Below are 25,687 nucleotides of genomic sequence, written 5' to 3'. Positions count from 1 at the left end.
AGCAAGAGGATGTTGAATTGATGCTCGGGAATATTAATGTGCTGGTGGAGGTTCTATGGCTAATTTTTTTAAGATCGTGATGACATTAATACTCTTTGTTGGAAGCTATATGTTTTCCAGCCTTGATGCTCATGCACGAATTACCCACGTCAGTATTAACCAACAGCAATTCACATTAGGTGAGTATCCTAAATTCAAAATGAATATCGTCTCAAAAGATGCTAATTACAAAAAAATGCAGTTCATTGTCCAGCAAGGTAACAATGAAGAGATCTTAATGACCGAACCGATCAATCGATTTCTATTGCAGTTAACAGGTGTTGAAGACGTGAATGATCCTACTGCTGTCTTAATCATTAAAGAGTACAGGGTAAACAAATGGCGCAATGTAAAACGTTTCCCTCTGTTTTCAGCAGACGTGAAGCCTATCAGTTTAACGGTCAATGCTGAGCCATCAAGAGTAAAGAGTGAGATAAAGGTAGGGCAAAATAGACCTATCCCGCTACAGGTTCGCAAGCCAGATGAAGCACTAGCAGATATTCATTGTTCATTGAATTCGAGCCCAGGACAAACCCTTTGGAGAATAGCGCTCCAGTACCGTAAAGAGTGGCAGATGACGACTTATGGGAGTGTCGTCGCGATATACGAAGCCAATCAACAAGCATTCAATGCCCAAAATATAAACAGTTTAAAGGAGGGGGTTCAACTTTTTTGCCCGTCTAATGCGGTTAAAGATAAATACAGAGACAGACAGGTTGCGCAAAGTCGGTATAAGGAACTGTTGGATTAAACACACTTTTTACTCTGTAATAGAGAGTGCTAAATACCGATAAATATTCCGCTTGAGTGGAGTGTGTAGATTTATCTTGTATCCCTTGTTTAGTTACTATACTATTCTGCGCCTAAATAATTTATTAACTTCATGTGGTGTCCGACTTCGGGTTGGAAGAGCGACATGGCCTTCAACTAGAGGTAATCCCAATGAAAGCAGGCATTCATCCTGATTATGCAGAAATCACTGCAACATGTACTTGTGGTAACGTTATCAAAGTAAATTCAACTGCTGGTAAGTCACTGCATTTGGACGTATGTGGTGCATGTCACCCATTCTACACTGGTACACAGAAAGTTGTTGACACTGGTGGACGTATCGACAAGTTCAACAAGCGCTTCGGTGCACTTGGTAAGAAGTAATTATTACTTAATTAATTCTTCCGAATTGAATTTAAAAAAGGCGCCTATATGGCGCCTTTTTGTTGTCTTGCGATCACTGGCTGCCTACTTACTCTCTTCATATTTGGTTTTATACCAATCAGTATAAGAAGTTGATCTACTCAGAGTGTTTTTTGGCAAACTAATTCAAGGCGAATGGATGACATAATGGTTGTTCCCTTGTGAGTTCATTCAACGCAGAAGTAGGCAGCCAAAAACACTCCTTTACAGGCGAGTTTTAGCGGTTCTGATGCTGTGTTAACGAGCTTGACCGTAGAATGACTATGCTCTTCACTCGTTGCCTTGCCTCATGACCGCTAAACTCTCGCTGAGCGATCAAATCTTTATACTGATTGGTATTAATCATTAACCTGAGTGAAATTGACCTAAATTAGATTAAAAAGATTTATCTAAATAGCTTTAGAGAAGAGTTTGGTAATTTTATCAACATTTTTACTGTTAACTTCGTGTATACCCATTGATATCTGTTACTTCGTTGTATTATTCCTACAAAAACATTGTTGTATTTACTTCTAGAAAGCAGACTTAAGTTTGCAAAATAACCCTTTGCTGTTTAATCGATGCCTTTGGTTGAATTTCTCTAATATCTGGGTTGATAATTGTGGTATTTCGAGTATTGTAGCCACAATTGGTTGCCCCTACTTTTAAAGCAATTAAAAATTAAAAGAGTGTAAATACCAATCAGTATAAAGATTTGATCGCTCAGCGAGAGTTTAGCGGTCCTGAGGCAAGGCAACGAGTGAAGAGCATAGTTATTCTACGGTTAAGCTCGTTAACACAGCATCAGAATCGCTAAAACTCGCCTGTAAGGAGTGTTTTTGGCTGCCTACTTCTACGTTGAATGAACTCATAAGGGAATACCATTATGTCATTAATTCGCCTTGAATTAGTTTGCCAAAAAACACTCTGAGTAGATCAACTTCTTATATTGATTGGTATAAGACCATAGACCTCACTAAAAGTATATTTGCCGCTTCTCAGGATTATAACAATGTCAGATTTTCGCCAACAAGCCCTCGATTATCATGAGTTTCCAGTGCCAGGAAAAACAGCCGTTTGCCTGACTAAACCAGCCGAAACAAGTATGGATTTAGCATTAGCCTATAGCCCCGGTGTCGCCGAACCTGTGCGCGAAATCGCTGCTAACCCTGATAATGCTTACCGTTATACGGCAAAAGGAAATACGGTTGCTGTTATCTCTAATGGGACAGCCATTTTAGGTTTGGGGAATTTGGGACCGCTGGCATCTAAACCTGTTATGGAAGGTAAAGCGCTGCTGTTTAAGCATTTTGCTAACATTGATGCGACAGATATTGAAGTTAAGCACCGCACTCCTGAAGAGTTTATTAATACTGTAGAGGCGATTGCCGATACCTTTGGTGGAATTAACCTCGAAGATATCAAAGCACCTGAGTGTTTTGAGATTGAAAAGGCGCTCATTGAACGCTGTAACGTTCCTGTATTTCATGATGATCAACATGGCACCGCGATTGTGACTACTGCGGGCATGATTAATGCGCTTGAAATTCAAGGTAAGAAAATTGATGAAGCTATCTTCGTCTGTATGGGTGCTGGCGCAGCTGCGATTGCTTGTATGACGATGCTTGTTAAGTGTGGCGTACAGCGTGAAAATGTTTATATGCTCGACAGAAAAGGGGTGATCCACACGCGTCGTGATGACATCAATGAGTACAAGGCATTATTTGCTAACAATACAGATAAGCGTACTTTGCAAGATGTGATTAAAGGGGCTGATGCTTTCTTAGGTTTGTCTGGCCCAGATGTGTTAAGTGCTGAAGATATCGCACTTATGGCAGACAATCCTGTTGTCTTTGCTTGCTCTAATCCTGATCCAGAGATTAAGCCTGAAGTGGCTCATGAGGCTCGTCAAGATTTAATTATGGGTACTGGACGCAGCGATTATCCTAATCAAGTGAACAACGTACTTTGTTTCCCGTTTATTTTCCGTGGTGCGCTGGATGTTCGTGCCTCAAAAATTAATGATGAGATGAAAGTTGCTGCGGTGTATGCCATTGCTGAACTTGCACGAGAAGCGGTGCCTGCGTCTGTACTTGCTGCTTATCCTGGTGTGACTGAATTAAAGTTTGGCCCTGAATATGTGATCCCTAAACCTATGGACCCACGTTTATTGCCAAATGTTGCTAGAGCCGTTGCCCAAGCTGCAATAGATTCAGGTGTGGCTGCTATTACGTCTTTACCTGAAAATTACTTGAGCTAGACTGAGCTTAAAACGAGTGTAAGCATGTATGAAAGGGCCTTATGGCCCTTTTCATTTCTGTGCCTTTTTGCCTCTTGTTACTTTGGACTTAGTACTAAATTATTATTGTAGATGCTGTTATTTGTTTGTATGGTTAAATTTTAAAGTTTGGCCCAATACCGATTGGTATAATCTGGGCTCTATTCGCATAAACTCTGCTTTCAGGGTTCCTTATCTTATTAGTTATAAGAGCAATAAAATCCTGCAGGAAGCGGATAATGAAACTAACTCGACTCTTAACAAATAAACTGACCAGCTTCTGGTTTATCTCATTGGCTGCGGTAGCTTTTATTTTTTTACTGACAGCTTTGATCAGTTTTGCGCAGTTAACCTCCACATTTCAACAACAAAAAGTGACAGAACTAGAGGCAATGCTAGTGCATCATTTTGATCATGATGGCACCTCAGCTGTTTTAGATACGTGGCTTCCTCCGATACTCTCTGCCTATAAGGTGACCCATTTAGTTTTAAAAGATGGGAAAAAGACGCTTTATGAATATAGCTCTGGTAAGGAAAGATCTGGCTTTGTTTACTATGAGAAGTCGTTAAATCACCATGACGGCTTAAGCCTATCAATGAAACTGCCTCAACCTTTTAAAATGTATAGTTTTAGTTGGTATGCATTGAGCGTCTTCATTGTCGGCATTGGTTTTATTGCTTTCTTTGTTCGCTCTGGCTACCTCTGGTTGTCTACTCAACTTCAAGGAATCGAAGATCTCGCTATTCGTAGTAAATTAATTCTTAATAATGAATATGAACAAGCATTAGCTGAGAAAGGCCACGGTAAGCCCCGAATGATAAATCGAGCACTGACGCACATGCTGTTGGAGTTAGATGATGCACAGAAGCAGAGAGCTCGATTTGATCAATTTATCCGCTCGAACACCTTTCTCGATCCAGAAACAGGCATAGGCAATAGACTGTTCCTAAAAAATCGATTGGATGCGTTAAGTAACGATCGCGGGATGATGGCCCCAGGGGTACTTTTTCTGCTGGAGATGGAAGACCTTGATTTGCTGTTGCAGGAGATCGGTGAGGAGCAAATAGATGAAATATTACTTCAAACAATCAATGATATTAGTCAAATATTAGATAGTCAGGCTAACAGTATATTTTCCCGTCGTTCCTACAACCAATTCGCGATAGTTGTCCCACAGATATCCTTAAAAGATGTGGAGAAGTTAGCGGGGAAACTGTTGAAAGTGTGTTTGAACCATAAGCTTCCCGATGGAATTAGTAGTGCTGACTTTTATCATATTGGCGCTGCTTATTTTAAAGTCGGAGAGACAAAAGAGCAGTTGCTAGAGGAAGCCGAACGTGCTCTAAGGGCTGCTCAATTTCAGGGAAACAGCGGCTGGTTTATGTATGATAAAGGAGCCGTAGATGAGGAATTTGCTAAGGGTTCGGTGCGTTGGAGAAGCTTTCTTGAATATGCGCTCGTTAATCGGCGGTTAGTGATCTTCTCTCAGCCAGTGATTGACAGTGATAGGGAAATTCATCACATGGAGATCTCTAGTCGAATTAGGGATAACCAAGATAATTTAATTCGAGCGACGCTCTATATTCCCATGGCGATAAAGTGTGGCCTAACACCGCAATTTGAACGACAAGTCATAGAAGCTGTGCTGTTTGATCTACTCGCTAACCTCAATGATACCACGACTAAATACAGCGTGAACCTCAGCTTAGATACCTTATTGAGTAGAGCTTTTATTCGCTGGTTGAAAACCACCCTGCTTGAGTATCGTCATCTAACACCAAGATTAATTTTTGAAATTAATGAAGACATCGTGGTCCACCACATTGAACAGTTAGCCCCAAAACTCGATATGATAAGAAAAATGGGGGCTAGTCTGTGTGTTGATCGTGTTGGTCAGCAGGTCGTCAGCACCCAATATATTAAAGAGTGTCACTTCGACTTCATTAAATTACACCGTTCTATTGTTCGTCAGATCCACCTAAGACAAGAGAATCAACTATTTGTCCGTAGCTTGATTGGTGGACTATATCGCACAGGAGTACAAGTTTTTGCTGAAGGAGTTGAATCTTTTGAAGAGTGGCAAACATTGAAAATTCTTGGTGTGAGTGCAGGACAGGGAAGCATATTTAGCGATCCAGTTGAAGAGGATTAGTCAGCTTTGCTGACCGCAGTGAAAAATAAAAGTTATTAATTTAAGCTTTATTACCCCATCTAATGTAATAACAAGGTTGTTACAAGGTATTTAACTTGGCTATAACTTGTGAGATTAGGGTTATAAGCCTATCTTAGGCTTTATGCCTTGTATTGCATTCTTTGTTTTCTCTACAAAATTATATGATTAGTAGTTACAATAAGCATAACAAATTTGATAATCTGCTTGTATACTTTAGTTTAAGATTAGCTAATCATGTTGATATCCGTTCACAATTGTAACTCTTTGTATTGCTAATGGCTTAAATGGTAGCATCATATGCGTAAACTGAATTTAAAATGATAATAGGCACCTTATGAAGGAAAAGAGTATTTTTAGCCGGTTGGCTTTTTGGCAAAAATCCAATGCCAAACTTAAACTCGGTATTTATGTGTGCCCAGAAAAAGTTGTCGTTTATCATCAGTTTGATGAAAGCCAGGATGGAGAAGTTGCTGCAAATGACCTAAAGGAATTTGCATTTGATGGTGTCAACTGGCCGGCGTTGTTTACGGATGTGGAAAAGGCTTTTGGTCCTGCAGAACTGCAGATCACGTTGAGTTCATCTTACTACCAACTTATCGTTGTCGATAAGCCAAATGTCGAACCTGAAGAGATGGGGCAGGCTCTTTTATGGTCGATTAAAGATATGATTAGCCAACCCGTCACTGATGTACATATCGATTATTTTGAGCCTCCTCAACAAAATACAGCCAAGGTAAACGTTGTTATCGTCGATAGGAAGAAGACTGTCGCGATGGTATTGGCCGCAAAAGATCATGAGATGCAAGTCAACGGCATAAATATCGAAGAGATGGCTGTGACTAATTTGTTCTTGGAAGAGCCGCAGGCAAAACTCATTATTAGCCACCTATCTGGGCAAGAGATGTTGCTTACGGTTGTTAAACAAGGTGAGCTTTATATGCAGCGGAGGGTCAGAGGGTTCAACCAGATTGATGCCGTTAGTGCTGAAGAGCTTAGTTTTGGTATGGCAGATAACTTAAGTCTAGAGCTACAGAGATCCATGGATTACTTCGAGAGTCAGTTACGTCAGGCCCCCGTATCTTCAATCGAGTTGCTCATCAATGGCCAGACAGAGAAGTTAGCTGAATTAGTGGGTGTAAACTTCAACCAAGAGGTGAATGCGATTGCTGTGGCGAGTGTTGAGGCTGAAATGGCAAGTTTAGCTTGGCGTGAGATGAGACGAGATGAGTTGAATCTAGCAGGAGAGCAGGCATGACCATGAAGACTCGTATTAATCTCTATTCTGAATCACTCTTACCTCCTGAGTTAAGATTGTCCTTTAATAGGATGGCCATAGGGTTAATGGTATTGCTGGTTCTCAGTGTCGTTGGGTCTACGCTGAGCTATGTACTTGTTTTAGGCTTAGAGTCCGATCATGCTGAGTTGGCGAGTACAAAAAATAGTTTAGAACGAGAAAAGACAGATCTAGAAGCGAAAATTGCCCTGCGTAAACCAGATGCAAAATTGGTTGCTAAAGTTGATCTATTTGCGCAGCAGATTGAACTCAAACAGATGTTATTGGGGGAACTGAGCCAAAGAGAAGCTTTAACAAGTCATGGTTACTCCCCTTTGATGGAAGATCTTGCTCGAGTGGCTAATGCCAGTATTTGGCTAAATCGGTTCCAAGTAGAAGAGGATAACTTTGTATTCGAAGGTTTTACTGCCAGCGCACACAGTGTTCCTCTTTGGGTGGATAGACTCAAGATGACGGAAACCTTAAAAGGACAAGCATTCGCGTCAATGACAATGAATCGCGGTGATGATCAACCTCTCTCCTTTACTCTGACAACGACAGCACAAACGGAGGCGAACCAGTGAAGCAGAAATTACAGGAATTAGCCGTTCGTTTTGATGTGTTAAGCCAACGAGAGCGCGTCATGGTCGCGGCGGCTGCGTTTGTGATAGTCGCTTTTCTGTGTTATTTGCCGCTGGAATCCTTCCTCTTAAAGCACAATAAATTGACCCAACAAAACAAGGCGCTTGTTGCTGAAAATAAGATTTCAGTCCAACAAAACGAGCTTTATAAGCAGAGGTTAGCCCAAAACCCTAATGATGAATACAATGCTCGCTTCGTGATATTAGAGCAAAAAAGTAAAGAGTTAGATAAAGAACTCTCCTTTCAAATGGTGGATATGGTGCCTGCCGATCATATGCCTGCCTTGTTGAGTAAACTACTTGAACAAGTGAGAGGGATAAAACTCCAGGAGTTTCGATCTATTGCGCCAATAGCGTTATTGGAGATTGGTGAAGAGAAGAAAATGAACCTGTATAGCCATGGTATCCGTTTAACATTCCAAGGAGACTACTTTGCTGTCTTGAAGTTTATTCAAGCCATTGAAGCTATGCCAAACAAGCTCTATTGGAAGCGAATGGCATATCAGGTTGATGAATATCCAATGGCAAACGTCGTTTTAGAGCTTTACACCGTTAGTATCAATAAGGATTTTATTAGTGTTTCAAGTCAAGGTTAATTGGATCTTAGCTATGTTAGTGTTCGCACTAACGGCCAGTGTTCAAGCTGAAACGCTAAGGGATCCTACTCGTCCGGGAAAAGGAGGGGGAGTCGCGTCTGTCGCGACAGCAGATAAAGAGCGTGGTTTACAGCTCAATAGTATTGTCAGTGCAGGGGCTAATTCTCATGTGCTGATCAATAACCAAATTTATGTGGTCGGTGACACTGTGCAAGGGGTCAAAATTACCCGCATAGGCATCAACTCAGTATCATTGGCCGATGGGCGAAAATTAAGAATGTATCAAATAATAACAGAGACAAAGGGAAGCAATTCACATGACAGCGATTAAAACAATTACGCCTCTGTTAGCGTTTTTATTGGTGGCTTGTCAGTCCTTTGACAGACCTAGACCTGTAGAGTCAAAGTCGGCGTTGAATGAGTCGATTGAAACAGTAAAGAATCAGAGTAAAACACCACCGCCTGCGGTTATGCCTGAGTCAGTTCAGAATGAACTTAGCTCGCAGAACTTGTTATCAGGCTTGGCCCCCTCAGTCAAAACAGAGCGTCGCTTTGATGTTTCAGCTAAAGATGTTGAGGCAAAAGTATTTTTCCCAAGCTTGATCCAAGGCACTAGCTTGAGTGTTGCCGTTCACCCTGATGTCATTGGCAGTATCTCCCTTTCTTTAAAGGGAGTGACGTTAAGTGAAGTGCTGCAAGTTGTTGAAGATATTTATGGCTATGAGATTAGTCGTGAAAAACGTATTTTACGTATCTATCCAGCAGGAATGCGAACTGAAACATTCCCGCTTAACTACTTGCAGATGGAGCGACAAGGTTTATCACTGACGTCGGTAACTTCAGGTCGAATATCTGAGAGCAGCGACTCAAGTTCAGGTGGAAGCAGCGGTAGTAACAATAATAATTCCAGCTCATCAAACAACAATAATTCAGATTCAGGCAGCGGTAGTGACACAACCAACGGCACTTTCATTCGCTCTACAACCAATACTGACTTTTGGGGTGACCTGAAACAAACTTTGGTTTCTATCGTGGGTGATACCGGGAACGGACGTCAAGTGGTCGTAACACCGCAGGCTGGTTTAGTGACCGTTAGAGCGTTTCCAAACGAGCTTCGCCAGGTAAAGAAATTTCTAGAAACGGCAGAGACTCATCTGCAGCGACAAGTGATTTTGGAAGCTAAAATTTTAGAAGTGACACTGTCTGACGGTTATCAACAGGGTATTGAGTGGCAAAATGTGCTCGGACATGTTGGTGATACCGATGTGACATTTGGTACTTCATCGTCGGGTGGCGTAAGCGATCAAATCACTAGCGCTATTGGCGGGGTTACATCGATGAAAATATCGGGTGCCGATTTCACTACCATGATAAACCTACTCGATACTCAAGGCGATGTAGATGTACTTTCTAGCCCAAGAGTGACAGCGGCAAACAACCAAAAAGCGGTCATTAAAGTCGGTACGGATGAGTACTTTGTCACCAATGTTTCATCTACCACGGTAGGTGGCACTACACCTGTGACCACTCCTGAAGTGGAGTTAACTCCCTTTTTCTCTGGTATTGCCTTAGATGTGACGCCACAGATCGACGGAGAAGGAAACATTTTACTCCATATTCACCCTTCGGTTATCAATATTAAAGAGCAGATCAAGTCAATTAAGATCGCGGGTAGCGAGTTAGAGTTGCCATTAGCTCAAAGTGATATTCGAGAGTCAGATACTGTGATTAAGGCAAAAACAGGTGAAGTCGTTGTTATCGGTGGCCTGATGAAGAGCGAGAATATTGATCTTGTGTCTAAAGTGCCTCTTCTCGGTGATATTCCATTGATTGGTGAACTTTTTACTAACCGAGCTAAATCATTAAAGAAAACCGAATTAGTCCTATTACTTAAGCCTACTGTTGTAGAAGCTGATACTTGGAAAAAAGAGCTGAAGCGTTCTAAAGATCTACTTGATATCTGGTATCCGGAAGAAGAAACAGAACAAGGGCAGTAAATTTTGTATCAGCAGCACTTTGGTTTAACGGAGACGCCTTTTTCTTTGACTCCGAATACTGAGTTCTTTTTTGGTCTCGCGCCCCATGTAGAGGCTCTGCAAGTGTTGCAGATGGCATTACAAACCGGTGAAGGGTTTATTAAAGTCACTGGTGAAGTGGGTACGGGAAAGACATTGATTTGTCGGAAGTTGATGAATGAGTTACCTAAGCGATTTCATTGTGCATATTTACCCAACCCCTATCTTTCACCTGCTGAACTGAGGTGGGCGGTAGCCTTGGAATTAGGGCTTAAGTATTCTGCCAATATTGATCAGATGCAGCTTACTGGATTGATCCAACAGCAATTACTTGCGCTCTCTGCTCACGGACACTCAATAGTGTTAGTGCTTGATGAGGCTCAAGCTCTGCCCGACGATAGTCTCGAGGCTTTGCGACTTTTCACTAATTTAGAAACCGAGAGTCGTAAGTTGTTGCAAGTGGTACTGTTTGCTCAACCTGAGTTGGATGAACGCCTCAACTTGCATCATTTTAGACAATTAAGGCAAAGGATCACTTTTAGCTACATATTAAGGGCGTTATCGAAGGATGAAACCTGTGCTTATGTGCAGCATCGCTTGTCAGTGGCTGGCCGTGTTGGTGAGCCTTTGTTTACCGATAAGGATATACGTGTTTTGGCACTTGCAGCCAGAGGGATCCCGAGATTGATCAATATATTGGCACATAAAGCATTACTGCTCAGTTTTGGTGAAGGCGCTACACGAGTTCAATACCAGCATATTAAGGCAGCCATATCTGACACTCAAGATGCTAATTTGTCGTTCCAAACAAAATGGTTGTGGTGTATGGGATTAGGGATCATGTCGGCATTAGCTGGATTAGGCGTGCATCTCTTTTATGGAGCAGCCTCATGAGTGTGATAAACACCATGCTTAAAGATTTAGATAAGCGGCAGCAGCCGCATTCTCTAGAGAACATGAATGTTGCACCTGTGCAGTATCGTTCGACTTCCTCTTCGAAAACACCTTGGGTTTTGCTCGCGCTGGTTTGTGTTCTATTCATCTCAGGCATGGCGTATAACTGGGAGCTTCTGACCCAAAACAGTGTGAGTGTGGAGCCACAAATTGAGTCGACAGAAAGCAAGACTCTTGCTCCTGCTCAGCCAATGGTAGAGCAGAGCTCACAACTTGCGAGTGTTAACAATGAAGATGATGAAGAGCTAGGTGCGCCCAATTTAAGCGCTCAACCTACAGCTTCATCAGTGGCAAAAGTTGCTGACAAAATTGAGAACGAGACTAAAGTTCAAGTCGTTAAACCTGTGCTAGCAATAACTCAGAATAGTGCTCCGCCAGTAAGTGAGGCACAGCAAATTGCTAAGACCACAGAGAATGAACCGATTGAGAAACTCATAGCCCCTGTCGTCGTGAGAGCTTCGACACCTGTGAGTAAACCTAAGACCAGTGTCGGTTCAATGGCCATCACTGAGGTGAAATTATCCAATTCTCAATTGGCAGAAAAACGTTTCCAACTTGCAACTCAATCAGAAGAGAATGGGTATTTGCCAGATGCTATCGAATACTACCTTGAGGCATTAACATTAACTCCAGAACTGCACAAAGCAAGGCAGCGACTTGCAGCGCTTTATTACGGGCAGGGGCGTTTAGCGTCAGCCAGTGAGATCTTAAAGCAGGGGATTGAATTGTTTCCTCAGAGATTTGATTACCTAATGTTACTGGCTCGCGTTCAACAGGCTGGAGGAGAGTTTCAGCAAGCATTGACTAGTTTAAATAGAATTCCCGATGACGCCTCTATGAGTAAGCAGAAATGGACACAGGAAAGCAGCATAGCGCAGAAGGTTAAAAACTACCCGCTGGCTGAAAAGAGCTACCGTAAGTTACTACAAACGGAAGCGACCCAAAGTCGTTGGTGGATGGGTTTAGCGTATGCACTTGACGCACAAACAAAATATACAACCGCGATAGAAGCCTATCAACAGGCACTATTTTTCAGATCAGTGCCAGAGCAAGGTTTATCGGCACAAGCGGTAGATTATATTGAGAATAGGTTGGCGCAGTTAGGAGATAGTCAGTGAAACCGAAGTTAAAAATGCGTTTAGGTGATCTGCTTGTGCAAGAGCAGATCATTAGTGAATCTCAACTGACTCAGGCTTTGGGTGAACAGAGAAGCACCGGAAAGAAATTAGGCCGTACCCTAATCGATTTGAACAGTCTATCTGAAGAACAGTTACTCAGGTTCCTCTCTCAGCAGCTCAATATAGCGTTTCTTGATATCAGTCGCAGAGCGATCCCTGCAGAAGTTGTTAACTTATTACCTGAGGTGCAAGCACGTCGTTTTCGTGCTTTGGTCGTTGAAGATAACGGTGATAGTGCGCTAGTAGCAATGAGTGACCCTGCCGATCTTCAAGCGATGGATCATATCGAGGTCATACTCGCGCCTAAGGCGATGAAAATCGCGGTGGTCACAGAACAACAACTGCTCGATGCTTTCGATCATTTATATCGTAGAACGGATCAAATTGCTGCGATTGCAGGAAAACTTGAAGAAGAATACGCCGCAGATGATCAATTCGATCTAGCCAGCATCACCGATGGTGACAGTGACAATGAAACAACCGTTGTTAAGTTGCTTCAATCTATTTTTGAAGATGCAGTGCAGATGCGTGCATCAGATATTCACATTGAACCCGGTGAAAAAGTATTAAGAATACGTCAGCGTATTGATGGTCAGTTACACGAAAATACTCTGCCTGAATCGAGTATTGCTGCGGCTCTCGTATTAAGATTGAAATTGATGGCCGGTTTAGATATTTCAGAAAAACGCTTGCCCCAGGATGGGCGTTTTCATATGGAGATCAAAGGGCATAAGATTGATGTGCGTATGTCAACGATGCCGATCTATCACGGCGAGTCAGTCGTAATGCGTCTTCTGGATCAATCTGCTGGACTGCTAACCTTGAACGAAACGGGTATGCCGCCAGAGATTTTAGCTCGAGTGCGCAAACAGATTAAGCGTCCACACGGTATGTTGTTGGTAACAGGTCCCACAGGTAGTGGTAAAACCACAACCTTGTATGGCGTGTTGAGTGAGTTAAACACTCCGGATCGCAAGATCATTACCGTTGAAGATCCTGTGGAATACCAACTACCAAGAATCAATCAGGTTCAAGTTAATCATAAGATAGGTTTAGATTTTTCCAGTGTACTTAGAACCACTTTACGTCAAGATCCCGATATCATCATGGTTGGTGAAATGCGTGATCAAGAGACCGTAGAAATAGGACTGAGGGGCGCGTTAACAGGTCACTTTGTACTATCAACCCTGCACACTAACGATGCTATAACCAGTGCGTTGCGTCTATTGGACATGGGGGCTGCAAGCTACCTAGTAGCGAGTGCATTAAGAGTCATTATCGCCCAGCGACTCGTGAGACGAGTATGCGAAAACTGTGCGAAAGAGTATCAGTTAACTGCCCAAGATAAAGTTTGGATAGATTCGGTCAGCCAGTATGACTTCTCAGAGGCCTCGTTTAGAGTGGGCTCTGGTTGCCAGAGCTGTAATGGTAGTGGTTACCGTGGTCGTGTTGGTGTATTTGAAATATTAGAGTTGGACGAGTCTATGGTTGATGCCATGCGTACAGGTAATCCTCAAGATTTTGCTCGAGCTGCTCACCAGAGTCCTAATTTCACTCCCTTGGCTGTTTCTGCAATGAAATATCTCACTGAGGGAAAGACTACTATCGAGGAAGTCGCCAAATTGGTTGAAGATGTCACCGAATCTCAAGCGTCGCTATTGAAACGACATGAGACAGAGGTTTGATGATGAAAACTGCTTACATTGACCATGACATGCCTAACAGCGCTAGGGTTATAGGAAGAGCGAATGCCAGTCTATAAATATCGAGGTCGAGATGCGCAGGGCAAGCAAGTGACTGGTGTGGTTGACGCTGCTACGGAAAATGCGGCCGCGGATCAACTTATGTCTCGCTCGGTGATCCCGTTAGAACTTAATGAGAACAAAGAGAAAGTCTCGTTTGATCTGGGGAGCATGTTTAAGGCTAAGGTTGGCTTGGATGAGCTGCAAATTTTTGCACGACAGATGTATTCGCTGACACGTTCTGGTATTCCAATGTTACGTGCTATTGCTGGTTTATCAGAAACGACCCACTCTCAGCGAATGAAGGACGCATTGCAAGATATTACCGAGCAGCTGACTTCAGGTCGACCTCTATCTTCAGCGATGAACCATCATCCAGATATCTTCGGTGCGCTATTTGTCTCTATGGTTCACGTAGGTGAAAACACGGGTAAGTTAGAGGACGCTTTTATTCAGCTTGCCGGTTATATAGAACGTGAGCAAGAAACACGCCGCCGGATTAAAGCAGCGATGCGCTATCCCATATTTGTTTTGGGGGCGATCACCTTAGCCATGGTGATCCTAAACATTATGGTTATCCCTAAGTTTGCCGAGATGTTTTCTCGCTTCGGAGCTGACTTGCCTTGGGCTACTAAAATACTCATAGGCACTTCAAGTGTATTTGTTAATTATTGGCCGTTTATGTTGGTTGGAGCGGTAGGTGGATTTATCGGTATTCGCTATTGGCACAGCACTGAGAAAGGCGAGAAACAGTGGGATAAGTGGAAGCTACATATTCCGGGAGTAGGGAGTATTATCGAACGTTCAACCTTGTCACGTTACTGTCGAAGTTTCTCAATGATGCTCAGTGCGGGTGTCCCTATGACTCAAGCACTCAGTTTGGTCGCAGATGCCGTGGATAATGCTTATATGCACGATAGTATCGTGGCAATGCGCCGTGGAATCGAATCTGGTGATTCAATGTTAAGGGTGTCTAACCAGAGTCATCTATTCACGCCGTTGGTACTTCAAATGGTTGCCGTCGGGGAAGAGACAGGACAGATAGATCAGTTGCTTAATGATGCAGCAGATTTCTACGAAGGTGAAGTTGATTACGATTTGAAAAACTTAACGGCTAAGCTAGAGCCTATTTTAATTGGCTTTGTAGCCTGCATAGTATTGATATTGGCACTGGGTATCTACCTACCAATGTGGGACATGCTCAACGTAGTTAAAGGTAGTAACTAAAGAATGACTATTTCTTGCTGTTTACAAAGAAGTATCTACCTATCTCATTGGTGGGACATGCTCAACGTAGTTAAAGGTAGTAACTAAAGAATGACTATTTCTTGCTGTTTACAAAGAAGTATCTACCTATCTCATTGGTGGGACATGCTCAACGTCGTTAAGGGTAGAAACTAATGCTTAAGCAGGTTAGGGGATATAAATAGTATGCAGAACCAGCAGAAAGCTGATGGTGAATTGCTGCATGTATTTGGCAAGGTGGTTTCGATACTGCTTATTTTGGCGTTGTTAACTATTTTAGGATTTAAATATTTTAGTTCAGTGGATAACGTTGGTGCACAAAGTTTCAAAAGAGAGCATACCAAGCTGATTAACATGTTAGCAATGGTGAAAGCTCAATGGTTTACGCAAGGGAGACCTGATCTGATGCCTTTAGATTGGAACTCTTTCGACGGAAATGCCCCAAATAAGCATGAACAGCCAGAGTTAGCCTTGATTAAAATGAGTAAAGGAGGCTGGCCTTTACCAAACCAGCGAGATATGGTGGGATGTGAACAACTTTGGAGTCAGTTATTGGGGCGAGAGGCTGAAAGGCAACACGTTGTAACTGCTTTCGATGTTTCAGGAAACGTTTGTAGCTATATTGATAATAATTCCGCTCAGTTACGTTACAATCTCGGGACTGGGCGAGTAAAATTTTTGACGAAAGACTAAATTTAGTTATTTCATAGGTTTCCAAAATGCTATGAACTGTTAGAATTGTTCGATATTAATAGGGGGTGTCATGAATAAGCAGATTAAGGGTTATATGAAAAACCGAAGAAATAGAGCACAAAAAGGTTTTTCGTTGATCGAACTTGTGATCGTGATTGTTATCTTAGGTCTGTTAGCGGCGACAGCAATCCCTCGCTTTTTAAATGTTACCGATGATGCTGAAGATGCGAGTGTTGATGGTGTATCAGGTGGATTAGCAACGGCAGTTGGTTTTGTTCGTGCACAGTGGGAAGTCGACGGGCGTCGAAATGACTCTGTGGTGCTTGACGGTACTAGGACTTATATGGACGAGAGATTTGGTTTTCCTACGGGATCGCCAGAATCTGGTGTTGGTAATACCGATGCGACTACGATGACAAATGTGACGTGTCAGGAAGTGTTTAATGCTGTTTTGCAAAATGCACCTCGTAATGTGCAGATCAATCAAGATGCGCGTAAGCAGAGGTATGTGGTGAGCGTGATAGGCAATATTGGCGGCACAGGTACAGCAATCACAGGTGAGCAAGTTCCCGGATTGGATGTGTGTGTGTATCATTTAATTGCTTCACTCAAGTTGGATCCGACAACAGGTGTCGCAAATCCGCAACCGAACCTAACAACGGCAGGTGCTAAGGGCGTGACTTACAACCCAGGAACAGGCCAAGTGGTCAGTTTCTCCAATGATTTATAATTTATACGAGTCGCTGCTCTGTCATTATGGCGAAGTGAATGACACGTAAAATAGTACATAGAAAGATTTAACTGGTATAAAGATTTAATAGGTACAAGTTAGTAGAGCGTTAATAATAAAAAGGTTTAGACACATAGATTGTATACATGTTTTGAATCGATAGTGTCAAAAGGACTGACTGAATTTTTATAGATAATTTAACTGTATAAAATAACTGTATAGTTTGTAAATGAGGTTTTAAATGAATAAACAAAGTGGTTTTACCCTAATCGAGTTAGTCGTCGTGATCATTATTTTAGGTATTCTCGCAGTGACTGCAGCACCTAAATTTATCAATCTACAGTCAGATGCTCGTGCATCAACCGTCGAAGGAGTTAAAGCGGCTCTTCAAGGGGCAAATACTCTTATCTATTCTAAAGCAGCTATCGCAGGGAAAGAGGCTGATGCGGGTGCTAGTATTACAGTGGCAACTGGAGTTGTAGTTACTACTGATTACGGTAACATTAATAGTTCAGCGACTATAGGTACAGTTACTGATAATTTAGAGAATGCCATGGATATGACATTTGGTGAATTATCAAATGGAACTACAGCTGCAACTGATGATTGGGCTGTAGGAGGCAATACAGCTACAGGTTTTATTATTGTTCCTAAAGGGAAAAAAACGTCTGAAGATTGCCGTCTTAATTATACTACAGCTTCTAAGAATGCTACCAGTGGGGTGATTACTCCAGCGGCCATTACTACTACGACTACAGGTTGTTAATATTATGAAAAAACAAAATGGCTTTACCTTAATCGAGCTAGTAGTTGTTATTATTATCCTTGGGATTCTTGCAGTTACAGCAGCACCTAAGTTTATCAATTTACAAAGTGATGCTCGTGCATCAACCCTTGATGGTATGAAAGCTGCGTTGCAAGGCGCAAATACAATTCTCTACTCTAAAGCAGCTATTCAGGGCAAAGAGAAAGATGCAAATGCAGCTGATGCTAATAATGTAGATACTACTGGTGATGGTACTGACGATATTAAAGCTGTATATGGCTATGTAAAAGCTGATGTTGCTGAGATTGGGAAAGTATTAGAAAGTGATGGTTCAGAATGGACTATTGCAGTGCCTGGAGCTTTATCAGCAGCTGATATTATTATTTATCCTGCGGATATCACTCCTAGTGCAACCAAGAAGTGTTTTGTTGAGTATACTGATGCAACAGCAACAACTTTGCCTGATTATGATGTTGTAGCTGATAATTGTTAATGAAATTTTGATAAAAAAGGCCTGCATCGCAGGCCTTTTTTATATCTAAATCGAAGCTATGTCTTCCCTATCACCAATTGTCCAAAATCCAAATGCTTGACTAAACTGAGATTAAGCTACCTTGGTTGCGCACCAAGTGTGATGATGAAATTTAAATAGAGGCGAAGAGATGATAAGAACAAAGCAGCTAGGTTTTACCTTGATCGAATTAGTGGTGGTAATCATCATTTTAGGGATTTTAGCGGTAACCGCAGCGCCTAAATTTATCAATCTCCAAGGGGATGCTAAAGCCTCTACTTTAGATGGCTTTAGGGCATCTTTGCAGGGGGCCAATTCTCTGGTGTTTTCAAAAGCATCTGTTGCCGGTGAAGATCGTATTGCTGATGCCGCAGGTTGGGCTGCCAATACAGGGAACACCGCTGGTGTGGACATCGGCACGGGAACTCCGATACAAACGGTATATGGCTATTTGCCAGAAACAGCTGCTGTGATTGGTACTGCTATGGATATAGATGCTAGCAGCTGGGTGGCAACCGCCGTGACAGGGGGGCTAGCATTTAGTCCTCAGGGGGCGCCAGCTGATACCTGTAATTTTGTGTACGCGGCTGCGACGGCAACATCTGCGCCGACTTATACACTTTACACACCGACAGGCGCACAAGATCCTTTTGCTTGCTAGAGACACGTGAGAGGTATCCAGTTCAAGTTTATAGGCCTGCAATGCAGGTCTTTTTATACATGGTATAACTGTGTATCGTGTGTATCATGGCTTAAGCTCATAACTTTATTTGCCATACATAATAAGTTATTGGAAAATAACCGTTAGCGTAAAACATAAAGCCTTGATAGGTGGGGAACTGATGCATAGAGAGACAGGGTTTACTCTGGTAGAGTTAGTGACCACAATTATTTTGATAGGCATACTTTCTGTGGTTGTTCTGCCGCGTATGTTGACGAGTTCCAGTTACAGTGCTTTTACGCTGCGTGATGAGTTCATTAGCGAGCTGCGTAAGGCTCAGATCTTTGCAATGAACACTCAGGGTAAATGCTACCGAGTGGCAGTAGATACTCAAGGTTATCAATTTAAGAGATTTAGCGACCTAGCGTGCACAGTTGATATGGATCCGACTGAATCAAAACGTAACTTTGAAGGGAATTCAAATCTTGCCCTTGTGAGTAATAGTAATACCAGCTTCAATGTCGATTTCATCAGTAACAATAATGGTATTCCTAGCTTAGGTTGCAGTGGAGCCTGCATAAATGTGACTGCAGATGATACGTTAGTCATTAGCATTGAAAGCCAGGGGTATATTCATGGTCGCTAACCTCTTTAAGCAAACTCTGGTATCTGGTCGCTCTAAAGGCTTTACCTTGATAGAGCTTGTTGTCGGCATGGTCGTGCTTAGCATTGCCTTAGTGTTGCTGGCAACCATGTTATTTCCTCAAGCTGATCGCGCCGCTGACACTCTACATAGGGTACGTTCTGCTGAATTAGCACACTCAATTCTTAATGAAATTTGGGGTAAGCGTTATGATCAAAATACCAATGCCAACGGTGGAGTACCTGCGTGCGGTGCTGCAGCCAGACCTGATTTGGGCTTGCCAGCAGGATTAGCTTGCACCCCCGCGGCAAGCTTAGGGCCTGACGCAGGTGAAGTGCGAAACACATTTAATGATGTCGATGACTACAATGGCTTAAATCAAAATAGTCTGATGCTAAACTCTACCGACACCTATTCAAGCCAATATAAGAACTATCTATTATCGGTCAGTGTTACCTACCCGAATGCAAACAGAAACAGCAAACTTATCGCCATTAGTGTGACGACGCCAAGTGGTGAGGTCATCACCTATGATGCCATTCGGAGTAATTATTAATGAAGGGGATTAAAGGAATAAAACTAAGCCTTGGTTTCACCTTAGTTGAGATGGTTACCGTGATTATTGTCCTAGGGGTTTTAGTCTTAGGCGTGAGTAGCTTTGTTGTCTTGGGCACACGAATATTTATCGACTCCACGTCAGTTGAGCAGGTGTTGGGGCAAAGTCGTTTTGGTCTTGAACGTATGACTCGGGAACTGAGAAACGCAGTGCCTAATAGTATACGGTTAAATCCAGCTCCTCCGAGCACGAATGCGAACTACCAATGTGTCGAGTTTGTGCCTATTCAGGCAAGTGCATCATACATTGACTTACCATTCTCTCCTTTTCCAGCAAGTGTTACAGGCACCGTTCTGCCTCCTTCTCAAGGAATCAACAATGCTCATCAGATGCTTGTTTATCCATTAAAAACTGCGGATATTTATGCATCGACGCCTGCTGGAACCTCTGGGCGTTTATTTGATGTCAATACGTTTAGTCAAGCCAGCGGGCTTGTTACTTTCGATAGAGCGGTAAGATTTGCAGAAGCCTCTCCCATTAAACGATACTTTATGATTAATGGTCCGGTTAGCTATTGTTTTCAATCCAATGGCACCGATGGTACTTTATGGCGCTATGCTGGCTATGGGTTGCAATCGACGCAACCAACTCCCAGTACAATGACGGGTGGAGCATTAATGGCTGAGGAAATTATCAATAATTTGGCTCTGGTGAGTGATCAACCTATTCTATTAACGCCATCAAGTTTAGTTAATAATGCCATGCTTCAATTAACCCCTACGTTTTCGGTTAATGGCCAAGTGTTTCAGTATCAGCACCAAGTGCAGGTGATTAATGTCCCCTAATAAGATTGTGTTCGCAAATGCCTCTCAAGGTACTTATTCAAAGAACCCTCCTTCATCTCAACAGGGGAGCGCGTTGGTGATCGGTATCTTTGTGATCACAGTGATGTTTCTGATGGCAACCTCATTACTCAATGTGCTCGAGGATGCTGATGAGCAGGTCAATCTAGAGGTGTGGGGCACGCGTGCGTTTGCGACAGCTAATTCTGGTGCCGATAGGGCGTTGGCTCAACTATTTCCTTTAACTGCTACTGATAACACTGCCACTTCGTGCAGTAATGTTACCAGCCCATGGAATGCTGGCACTGATAATCCTTCTCTTGTTGGTTTTCATGGCTGTAGTGTTGTGATTACCTGCGATAGCACCAATGTCATTGCCAGTATCACGCAGTACAGAATAACAAGTGTGGCAAGCTGTGAGACCGGAAATTGCACTGGAAATGATGTTAACTGTTTACGCGTCAGTCGCAGCGTTGAGGTTGAAGCCCGTGATTAATATTGTGCGTTTGATAATACTGTCTATATTTCTACTTCCTACCTTTGCTATCGCAGTTCCTCAATGCGATGTGGTTTTTACCGATCCTCCTACTGCCAACTTAGGTCCTAATGGGTTAACCCCGCCAACTGATATTGGCCCCAGTTTAGGCAACTTAACGTGTACTAGCAGTGGCTGTTCGGGGCGTAGCGTTAATTTTATGCCTGGAGATTATGACTTTGATAATGGCAGTTTTAATAACGGCTCATCTTTAACAACTAATGGTAAAACAACGCGTCTCTATTTCGATAACTTATCCCTAAATAATTCAAATCTTAATGGTTCTGGTGAAACTGAGGATCTGATTATTTATATCAGAGGCTCATTTTCAGTTGCGGGGAATAATAAAATTAATGGCATTGTCTATGTTGGCGGCTCCGTCAGTATGGCCGGCAATGCTGAGATTAATGGTGCCTTAGCGTCAGCTGGCGCAATCTCCATTAGTGGCAACGGAGAGGTCGATTTCGAAGATGATGCTATCCAAGATGCCGATTTTGGCAGTATGTGTACGAATACCCAATCTTCGTTTAATTTTCAATTCGGAAAAGCATCATCGGGCACTGTCACGTTTGAGAAGCCATTCGAAACGGGAGTTACCCCGATAGTTTTCCTAATGCCGACCATTTCAACGAATACCCCTGATGCTAATGATGGTCCAGCTTCGGTGTTTCCCACTAATATCACCAGTACAGGTTTCACATGGAGTAAACAAGAACCAGTTAGTGCAGGGAATCGTTATAAAGCTTCATTAGCCATGACAGAAGTGCATTGGATTGCAGTGACTCCGGGTGAGCATGAGTTGTCTGACGGCACTGAATTAGTGGCAAAGGTGATAAACCAAGATGAGGCATTTGGTGTTGATGGCAGTCCTTATACCAACATCTCTCTGGATTCAGATCTCGATGTTGTTTTGCATCAAAAGCTCACCTCTGTCAATAATTGTTGGTTAACAACTACATCGGAGTTTAACAATTCTGGTATTCAATTGGCTCTCGAAGCATCAGAGGTGCGTTCAGGAAGCCGATGTCGTCCTGGCTTCATTAATTCATTACAAAATGAGAGAGTTGGCTATTTGGCAATTGAGTCAGGCACTGGCACCTTTAATTTTGATGGTGATGAAATTATTTATCAGTTTGGTCGGAATTATCGAACATTATCAACTAATTCAGGTAATTTATCGGCTCAATGTGCCAACGAGGGGATATTAACGGGTTTCAGTAATACACCGACACTCGTGGCTGGTAAAAATTCCAGACGTGGTGGTGATGGTGGCTGGTTACGGCGTTGTAAACTGACTGAAAATAGAGTCAGTATGGTGGTCGATGAGGATACATACCGCGACACTGATAGAAATCATACCTATGAATATTATAGTTTTGTTGCGTTAGAGAAGAAGGAGCGGCAGTTAACCTGTTTTAATGACGACTTTTCCCAAGGAAGTTTAACGGACAGTTGGGTGGTCGCAAGAAGTAGCGGTAATTTCACTCCTGCTATCGTCGGTGGACGTTTAAGGCAAACGCAGAGTGTTGGTAATCAAGCAACCTCAGCGACTTATCAACGACTGTTTCTTGCGGCAGATAACTTAGTTGTCATTGAATTTGATCATTTTGCTTATGGTGGCAGTGGTGCAGATGGTATTGCTGTAGTGCTATCAGATGCCGCTGTGACACCGCAACCCGGTGCGGCAGGTGGACCTTTAGGTTATGGCGCACGAAGTAATGTTGATGGCTTTGCTGGTGGTTGGTTAGGGTTTGGTATCGATGAATACGGAAACTTTTCAGGGGAAGGCAGTACAACGACAAATGTGGGACAAAGGCGGCAAAGTGTCGCGATACGTGGTTCAGGATCTGGTACCACGGGTTATCGTTATCTAAAAGGCGCGTGTAATAACGGTACTACTAACACTAACGGTGACTGCTTAAACCCTAAAGTAGATGATAATAACGGCAGTCCGACACATAGATACCGTATTACTGTCGACTCCAGAGTTGCGGGCCAATCAATCGTCGAAGTTGAACGAAGAACCAGTGGTGGGTTTGTCTCAATTGTTCCGGCTTTCGATGCTGCTAACGAAACTGGACAAGCTGCAGCTCCTGCCGATTTTCTTCTCTCATTAACGGGATCGACAGGTGGTGCAACCAATATTCATGAGATTGATAATGTTGAAATCTGTGCATTAGAATCTCGACCTATTGGCGTGGTTATCGATCACTTCGAATTTACCCACTCTGGTACAGGGCTGACGTGCAGCCCTGAGAATGTCACGATTAAAGCGTGTGCAGATGCAGCGTGTACTCAAACGGTACAAGAGCAGGTTACTGCGACACTGAGCCCTGCAACTGTTACTGGTGGCGGTGGTTGGAGTGGCACTGGAGTGTCAGGTAATCAGGTGACTTTCACTGGTGGAAGTGCACAAATTCAGTTAAGTCGAACGACCTTAGGTAGCGTGACAATGGGTGTGACGGGATCAGTTCCCGGCGCCAAGCCTTTTAGCCAAACTCTCTGCCGTGTAGGCACTTCTGCACCCTCTGTAGCAAACTGTACGCTAACTTATGCAGACAGTGGCTTTGTATTCGGCGATATTAATGCGTCACCAAACAATGGCATTCCGGATGAATTCTCTAATAAACCGTCACAGAATATTCTCGTTAACGCAGTGAAGAAAGATGAAGTGACGAAGCAATGTATAGCGGGGTTCGCCAATGGAACTAAATCGGTGGCATTTTGGAGCAGCTATACCAGCCCAAGTACAGGATCACAGAAAGTCAAAGTGACCTCAGGATCAACACAGATTGATGCAGGTTTAAATTCGGGTGGAGCAGTACCACTCAATTTAACCTTTAATGCCCAAGGGCAGGCAAGCATAGATGTTAATTATGCCGATGCTGGCCAGATGACATTAAATGCCCGTTATACCGGGACTGGAGATGAAGCCGGGTTAATCATGGACGGTGCAGACACCTTTGTTCGTTATCCTAAAGGTTTGTGTGTGTTACCTGAAACAACGTGTTCTGCTGGAGATGCGAGCTGTCCTGCTTTTAAAAAAGCGGGTGAAAGTTTTACATTTAATGTGCAGGCGATGGCCTGGGCAAGTGATAGTGATACTGACTTATGCAATAACTTATCTACGCCAAATTATGTTCATCAAGACATAGATCTGAAGTTTAACCTTGTGGCGCCTAGCGGTGGTGTCGATGCTGACCCGATTGCGGATTATAATCATGTGGTCGGAGCAGATGGTATCAATACGCTTACTCGAGCAGTTTCGGAGGTAGGGGTATTTACTATCACAGCTAATCCCCCTCCATTATATTTTGGTATCAATAGGCCTATTGAGTCTGGGACGAGTGCTCCTGTAGGGCGATTTTATCCTAATGACTTTCAAGTACTCCCCAATCCCAGTATGCCCGCAGCATGTGGGGTTGGTGGGTTTACTTACATGGATGAACCAACATTACTAACGATGAATGTTAGGGCCAGAAATGTCAGTGGCAATACGACAAAGAATTATTTTGCTAGTTTTGCTTCAGGTACAGGACTGCTTGTGGCTGAGAATGCGAATGCCGGAGTGAATTATCAATCTAGGCTAACTGGATTAACCGCTTTTAACTGGATTCAAGCAAATCAAGGCGTTCAGACTGTCAGTGATAATATTCAATTTACCCGTTTATTAAATAGCGCAACTGATGGCGCTTATCCCTCTATGACTATTGGTCTTAAAGTGACTGACACTGATGGTGTGTTGATAAGCTCTCCAGATATGAATGCGGGTACAGCTGATGATTGCTCTATTTCAACTAGCTGTAACGCCAAGGAGCTCGCTACTCAACATTATCGTCATGGTCGTGTTGTGTTATCTAATGCATATGGGCCTGAGACTGAGATATTAAGAATGCCTGTGGTAGCTGAATTCTGGAATGGGACTCAATGGGCGGTTAACACATTAGATAGTTGTACCAATATAACCTCTACTGCGCTGCCGACTTCTGGGGTGACCTATGATCCTGTCTTGGCAGGCACTCAGGCTGTTTCACGGATAGGTGGGACAAACAGTAACTTTTCTCAAGGGCGGTTCGAACTACTTTGGCAGTCTTTGACTGCGACACCTAACCGTTATCGAGGACAAGTGACCGCGCCTTTAGATGTTCCACAATGGTTACAATGGTATTGGAACTGGGATAACAATGGTGCGCTTTCTAATCCAAGAGCGAGTGCCTATTTTGGTCGATATCGTGGCCATGACAAAGTGATCTATTGGCGTGAAGTGAATTAAGCGGTGACGCTCCTAATAAACCGACCTTAAATAACGTCGGATCTTGTTTACTACACTGAATGGTGTATTGCGTATTTTCTTGAGCATAAATGACCCCTTTTAGTGGTCATTTTCATGATAAACACAAATAAATTGCTTCATTAGCAAATGTTAACCTCATCGCACTTGT

The 25,687-nt window shown here is 43.0% G+C and carries 23 protein-coding genes; all 23 read left to right on the top strand.

What is annotated here, in order from left to right; genetic code table 11:
* Positions 1-55: 55 nt before the first annotated feature.
* Complete coding sequence (locus tag FN961_RS03355; RefSeq protein WP_143563115.1) at positions 56-790, top strand: FimV/HubP family polar landmark protein; 735 nt, start codon at positions 56-58, stop codon at positions 788-790.
* 191 nt (positions 791-981) lie between these two features.
* Positions 982-1,194 (top strand): 50S ribosomal protein L31, encoded by a 213-nt coding sequence (rpmE, locus tag FN961_RS03350; RefSeq protein ID WP_143563114.1) that lies wholly within the window; start codon positions 982-984, stop codon positions 1,192-1,194.
* A 1,030-nt stretch (positions 1,195-2,224) separates the two neighbouring features.
* Positions 2,225-3,472, top strand: coding sequence for a malic enzyme-like NAD(P)-binding protein (locus tag FN961_RS03335; RefSeq protein WP_143563113.1), 1,248 nt, complete (start codon positions 2,225-2,227; stop codon positions 3,470-3,472).
* A 257-nt stretch (positions 3,473-3,729) separates the two neighbouring features.
* Positions 3,730-5,643 carry an RNase E specificity factor CsrD gene (gene csrD / locus FN961_RS03330; protein ID WP_143563112.1) on the top strand — a complete coding sequence of 638 codons (1,914 nt, stop codon included), beginning with the start codon at positions 3,730-3,732 and terminating at the stop codon, positions 5,641-5,643.
* A 355-nt stretch (positions 5,644-5,998) separates the two neighbouring features.
* Positions 5,999-6,919: a type IV pilus biogenesis protein PilM gene (locus FN961_RS03325; RefSeq protein ID WP_143563111.1), complete on the top strand. Its 921-nt coding sequence runs from the start codon at positions 5,999-6,001 to the stop codon at positions 6,917-6,919.
* Positions 6,916-7,521 carry a PilN domain-containing protein gene (locus FN961_RS03320; protein WP_185972704.1) on the top strand — a complete coding sequence of 202 codons (606 nt, stop codon included), beginning with the start codon at positions 6,916-6,918 and terminating at the stop codon, positions 7,519-7,521. The genes FN961_RS03325 and FN961_RS03320 overlap by 4 nt, the downstream gene beginning before the upstream one ends.
* Entirely contained in the window at positions 7,518-8,174 is a 657-nt protein-coding gene (locus FN961_RS03315; RefSeq protein ID WP_143563110.1) for an MSHA biogenesis protein MshJ, read from the top strand. Before FN961_RS03320 ends, FN961_RS03315 begins: the two co-directional genes overlap by 4 nt.
* The gene (locus FN961_RS03310; protein WP_229814605.1) at positions 8,155-8,505 is read left to right on the top strand and encodes an MSHA biogenesis protein MshK; all 351 of its coding nucleotides are present in this window, start codon (positions 8,155-8,157) and stop codon (positions 8,503-8,505) included. The genes FN961_RS03315 and FN961_RS03310 overlap by 20 nt, the downstream gene beginning before the upstream one ends.
* Entirely contained in the window at positions 8,492-10,171 is a 1,680-nt protein-coding gene (mshL, locus tag FN961_RS03305) for a pilus (MSHA type) biogenesis protein MshL (RefSeq protein WP_143563109.1), read from the top strand. The genes FN961_RS03310 and mshL overlap by 14 nt, the downstream gene beginning before the upstream one ends.
* Before the next feature lie 3 nt (positions 10,172-10,174).
* Entirely contained in the window at positions 10,175-11,083 is a 909-nt protein-coding gene (locus FN961_RS03300; RefSeq protein WP_143563108.1) for an ExeA family protein, read from the top strand.
* Positions 11,080-12,261 (top strand): tetratricopeptide repeat protein, encoded by a 1,182-nt coding sequence (locus FN961_RS03295; RefSeq protein ID WP_143563107.1) that lies wholly within the window; start codon positions 11,080-11,082, stop codon positions 12,259-12,261. The genes FN961_RS03300 and FN961_RS03295 overlap by 4 nt, the downstream gene beginning before the upstream one ends.
* Positions 12,258-14,006, top strand: coding sequence for a GspE/PulE family protein (locus FN961_RS03290; RefSeq protein WP_143563106.1), 1,749 nt, complete (start codon positions 12,258-12,260; stop codon positions 14,004-14,006). Before FN961_RS03295 ends, FN961_RS03290 begins: the two co-directional genes overlap by 4 nt.
* A 63-nt stretch (positions 14,007-14,069) precedes the next feature.
* Complete coding sequence (locus FN961_RS03285) at positions 14,070-15,290, top strand: type II secretion system F family protein (RefSeq protein ID WP_143563105.1); 1,221 nt, start codon at positions 14,070-14,072, stop codon at positions 15,288-15,290.
* A 204-nt stretch (positions 15,291-15,494) separates the two neighbouring features.
* Positions 15,495-16,001: a hypothetical protein gene (locus FN961_RS03280; protein WP_185972703.1), complete on the top strand. Its 507-nt coding sequence runs from the start codon at positions 15,495-15,497 to the stop codon at positions 15,999-16,001.
* A gap of 70 nt (positions 16,002-16,071) precedes the next feature.
* On the top strand, positions 16,072-16,731 hold the full coding sequence (locus FN961_RS03275) for a type II secretion system protein (RefSeq protein ID WP_373293340.1): 660 nt from the start codon (positions 16,072-16,074) through the stop codon (positions 16,729-16,731).
* A 241-nt stretch (positions 16,732-16,972) separates the two neighbouring features.
* Complete coding sequence (locus tag FN961_RS03270; protein WP_143563103.1) at positions 16,973-17,497, top strand: prepilin-type N-terminal cleavage/methylation domain-containing protein; 525 nt, start codon at positions 16,973-16,975, stop codon at positions 17,495-17,497.
* A 4-nt stretch (positions 17,498-17,501) separates the two neighbouring features.
* Complete coding sequence (locus tag FN961_RS03265) at positions 17,502-17,990, top strand: type II secretion system protein (RefSeq protein WP_143563102.1); 489 nt, start codon at positions 17,502-17,504, stop codon at positions 17,988-17,990.
* A gap of 169 nt (positions 17,991-18,159) precedes the next feature.
* A complete protein-coding gene (locus FN961_RS03260; RefSeq protein WP_143563101.1) occupies positions 18,160-18,669 on the top strand; it encodes a type II secretion system protein in 510 nt (169 codons plus the stop codon).
* Positions 18,670-18,850: 181 nt separating this feature from the next.
* A complete protein-coding gene (locus tag FN961_RS03255) occupies positions 18,851-19,315 on the top strand; it encodes a pilus assembly FimT family protein (protein WP_143563100.1) in 465 nt (154 codons plus the stop codon).
* The gene (locus FN961_RS03250) at positions 19,305-19,868 is read left to right on the top strand and encodes a type II secretion system protein (RefSeq protein ID WP_143563099.1); all 564 of its coding nucleotides are present in this window, start codon (positions 19,305-19,307) and stop codon (positions 19,866-19,868) included. Before FN961_RS03255 ends, FN961_RS03250 begins: the two co-directional genes overlap by 11 nt.
* The gene (locus FN961_RS03245; RefSeq protein WP_143563098.1) at positions 19,868-20,713 is read left to right on the top strand and encodes a PilW family protein; all 846 of its coding nucleotides are present in this window, start codon (positions 19,868-19,870) and stop codon (positions 20,711-20,713) included. Before FN961_RS03250 ends, FN961_RS03245 begins: the two co-directional genes overlap by 1 nt.
* Complete coding sequence (locus FN961_RS03240) at positions 20,703-21,206, top strand: MSHA biogenesis protein MshP (protein ID WP_143563097.1); 504 nt, start codon at positions 20,703-20,705, stop codon at positions 21,204-21,206. The genes FN961_RS03245 and FN961_RS03240 overlap by 11 nt, the downstream gene beginning before the upstream one ends.
* The gene (locus FN961_RS03235; protein WP_185972702.1) at positions 21,199-25,518 is read left to right on the top strand and encodes a DUF6701 domain-containing protein; all 4,320 of its coding nucleotides are present in this window, start codon (positions 21,199-21,201) and stop codon (positions 25,516-25,518) included. The genes FN961_RS03240 and FN961_RS03235 overlap by 8 nt, the downstream gene beginning before the upstream one ends.
* The last annotated feature ends 169 nt before the right edge of the window (positions 25,519-25,687 follow it).

The sequence above is a fragment of the Shewanella hanedai genome, from assembly GCF_007197645.1.
In the GTDB taxonomy this organism is placed as follows: domain Bacteria; phylum Pseudomonadota; class Gammaproteobacteria; order Enterobacterales; family Shewanellaceae; genus Shewanella; species Shewanella hanedai.
Note: the sequence above shows the minus strand (reverse complement) of the source record. Positions and strands in the feature narration are given on the sequence as shown.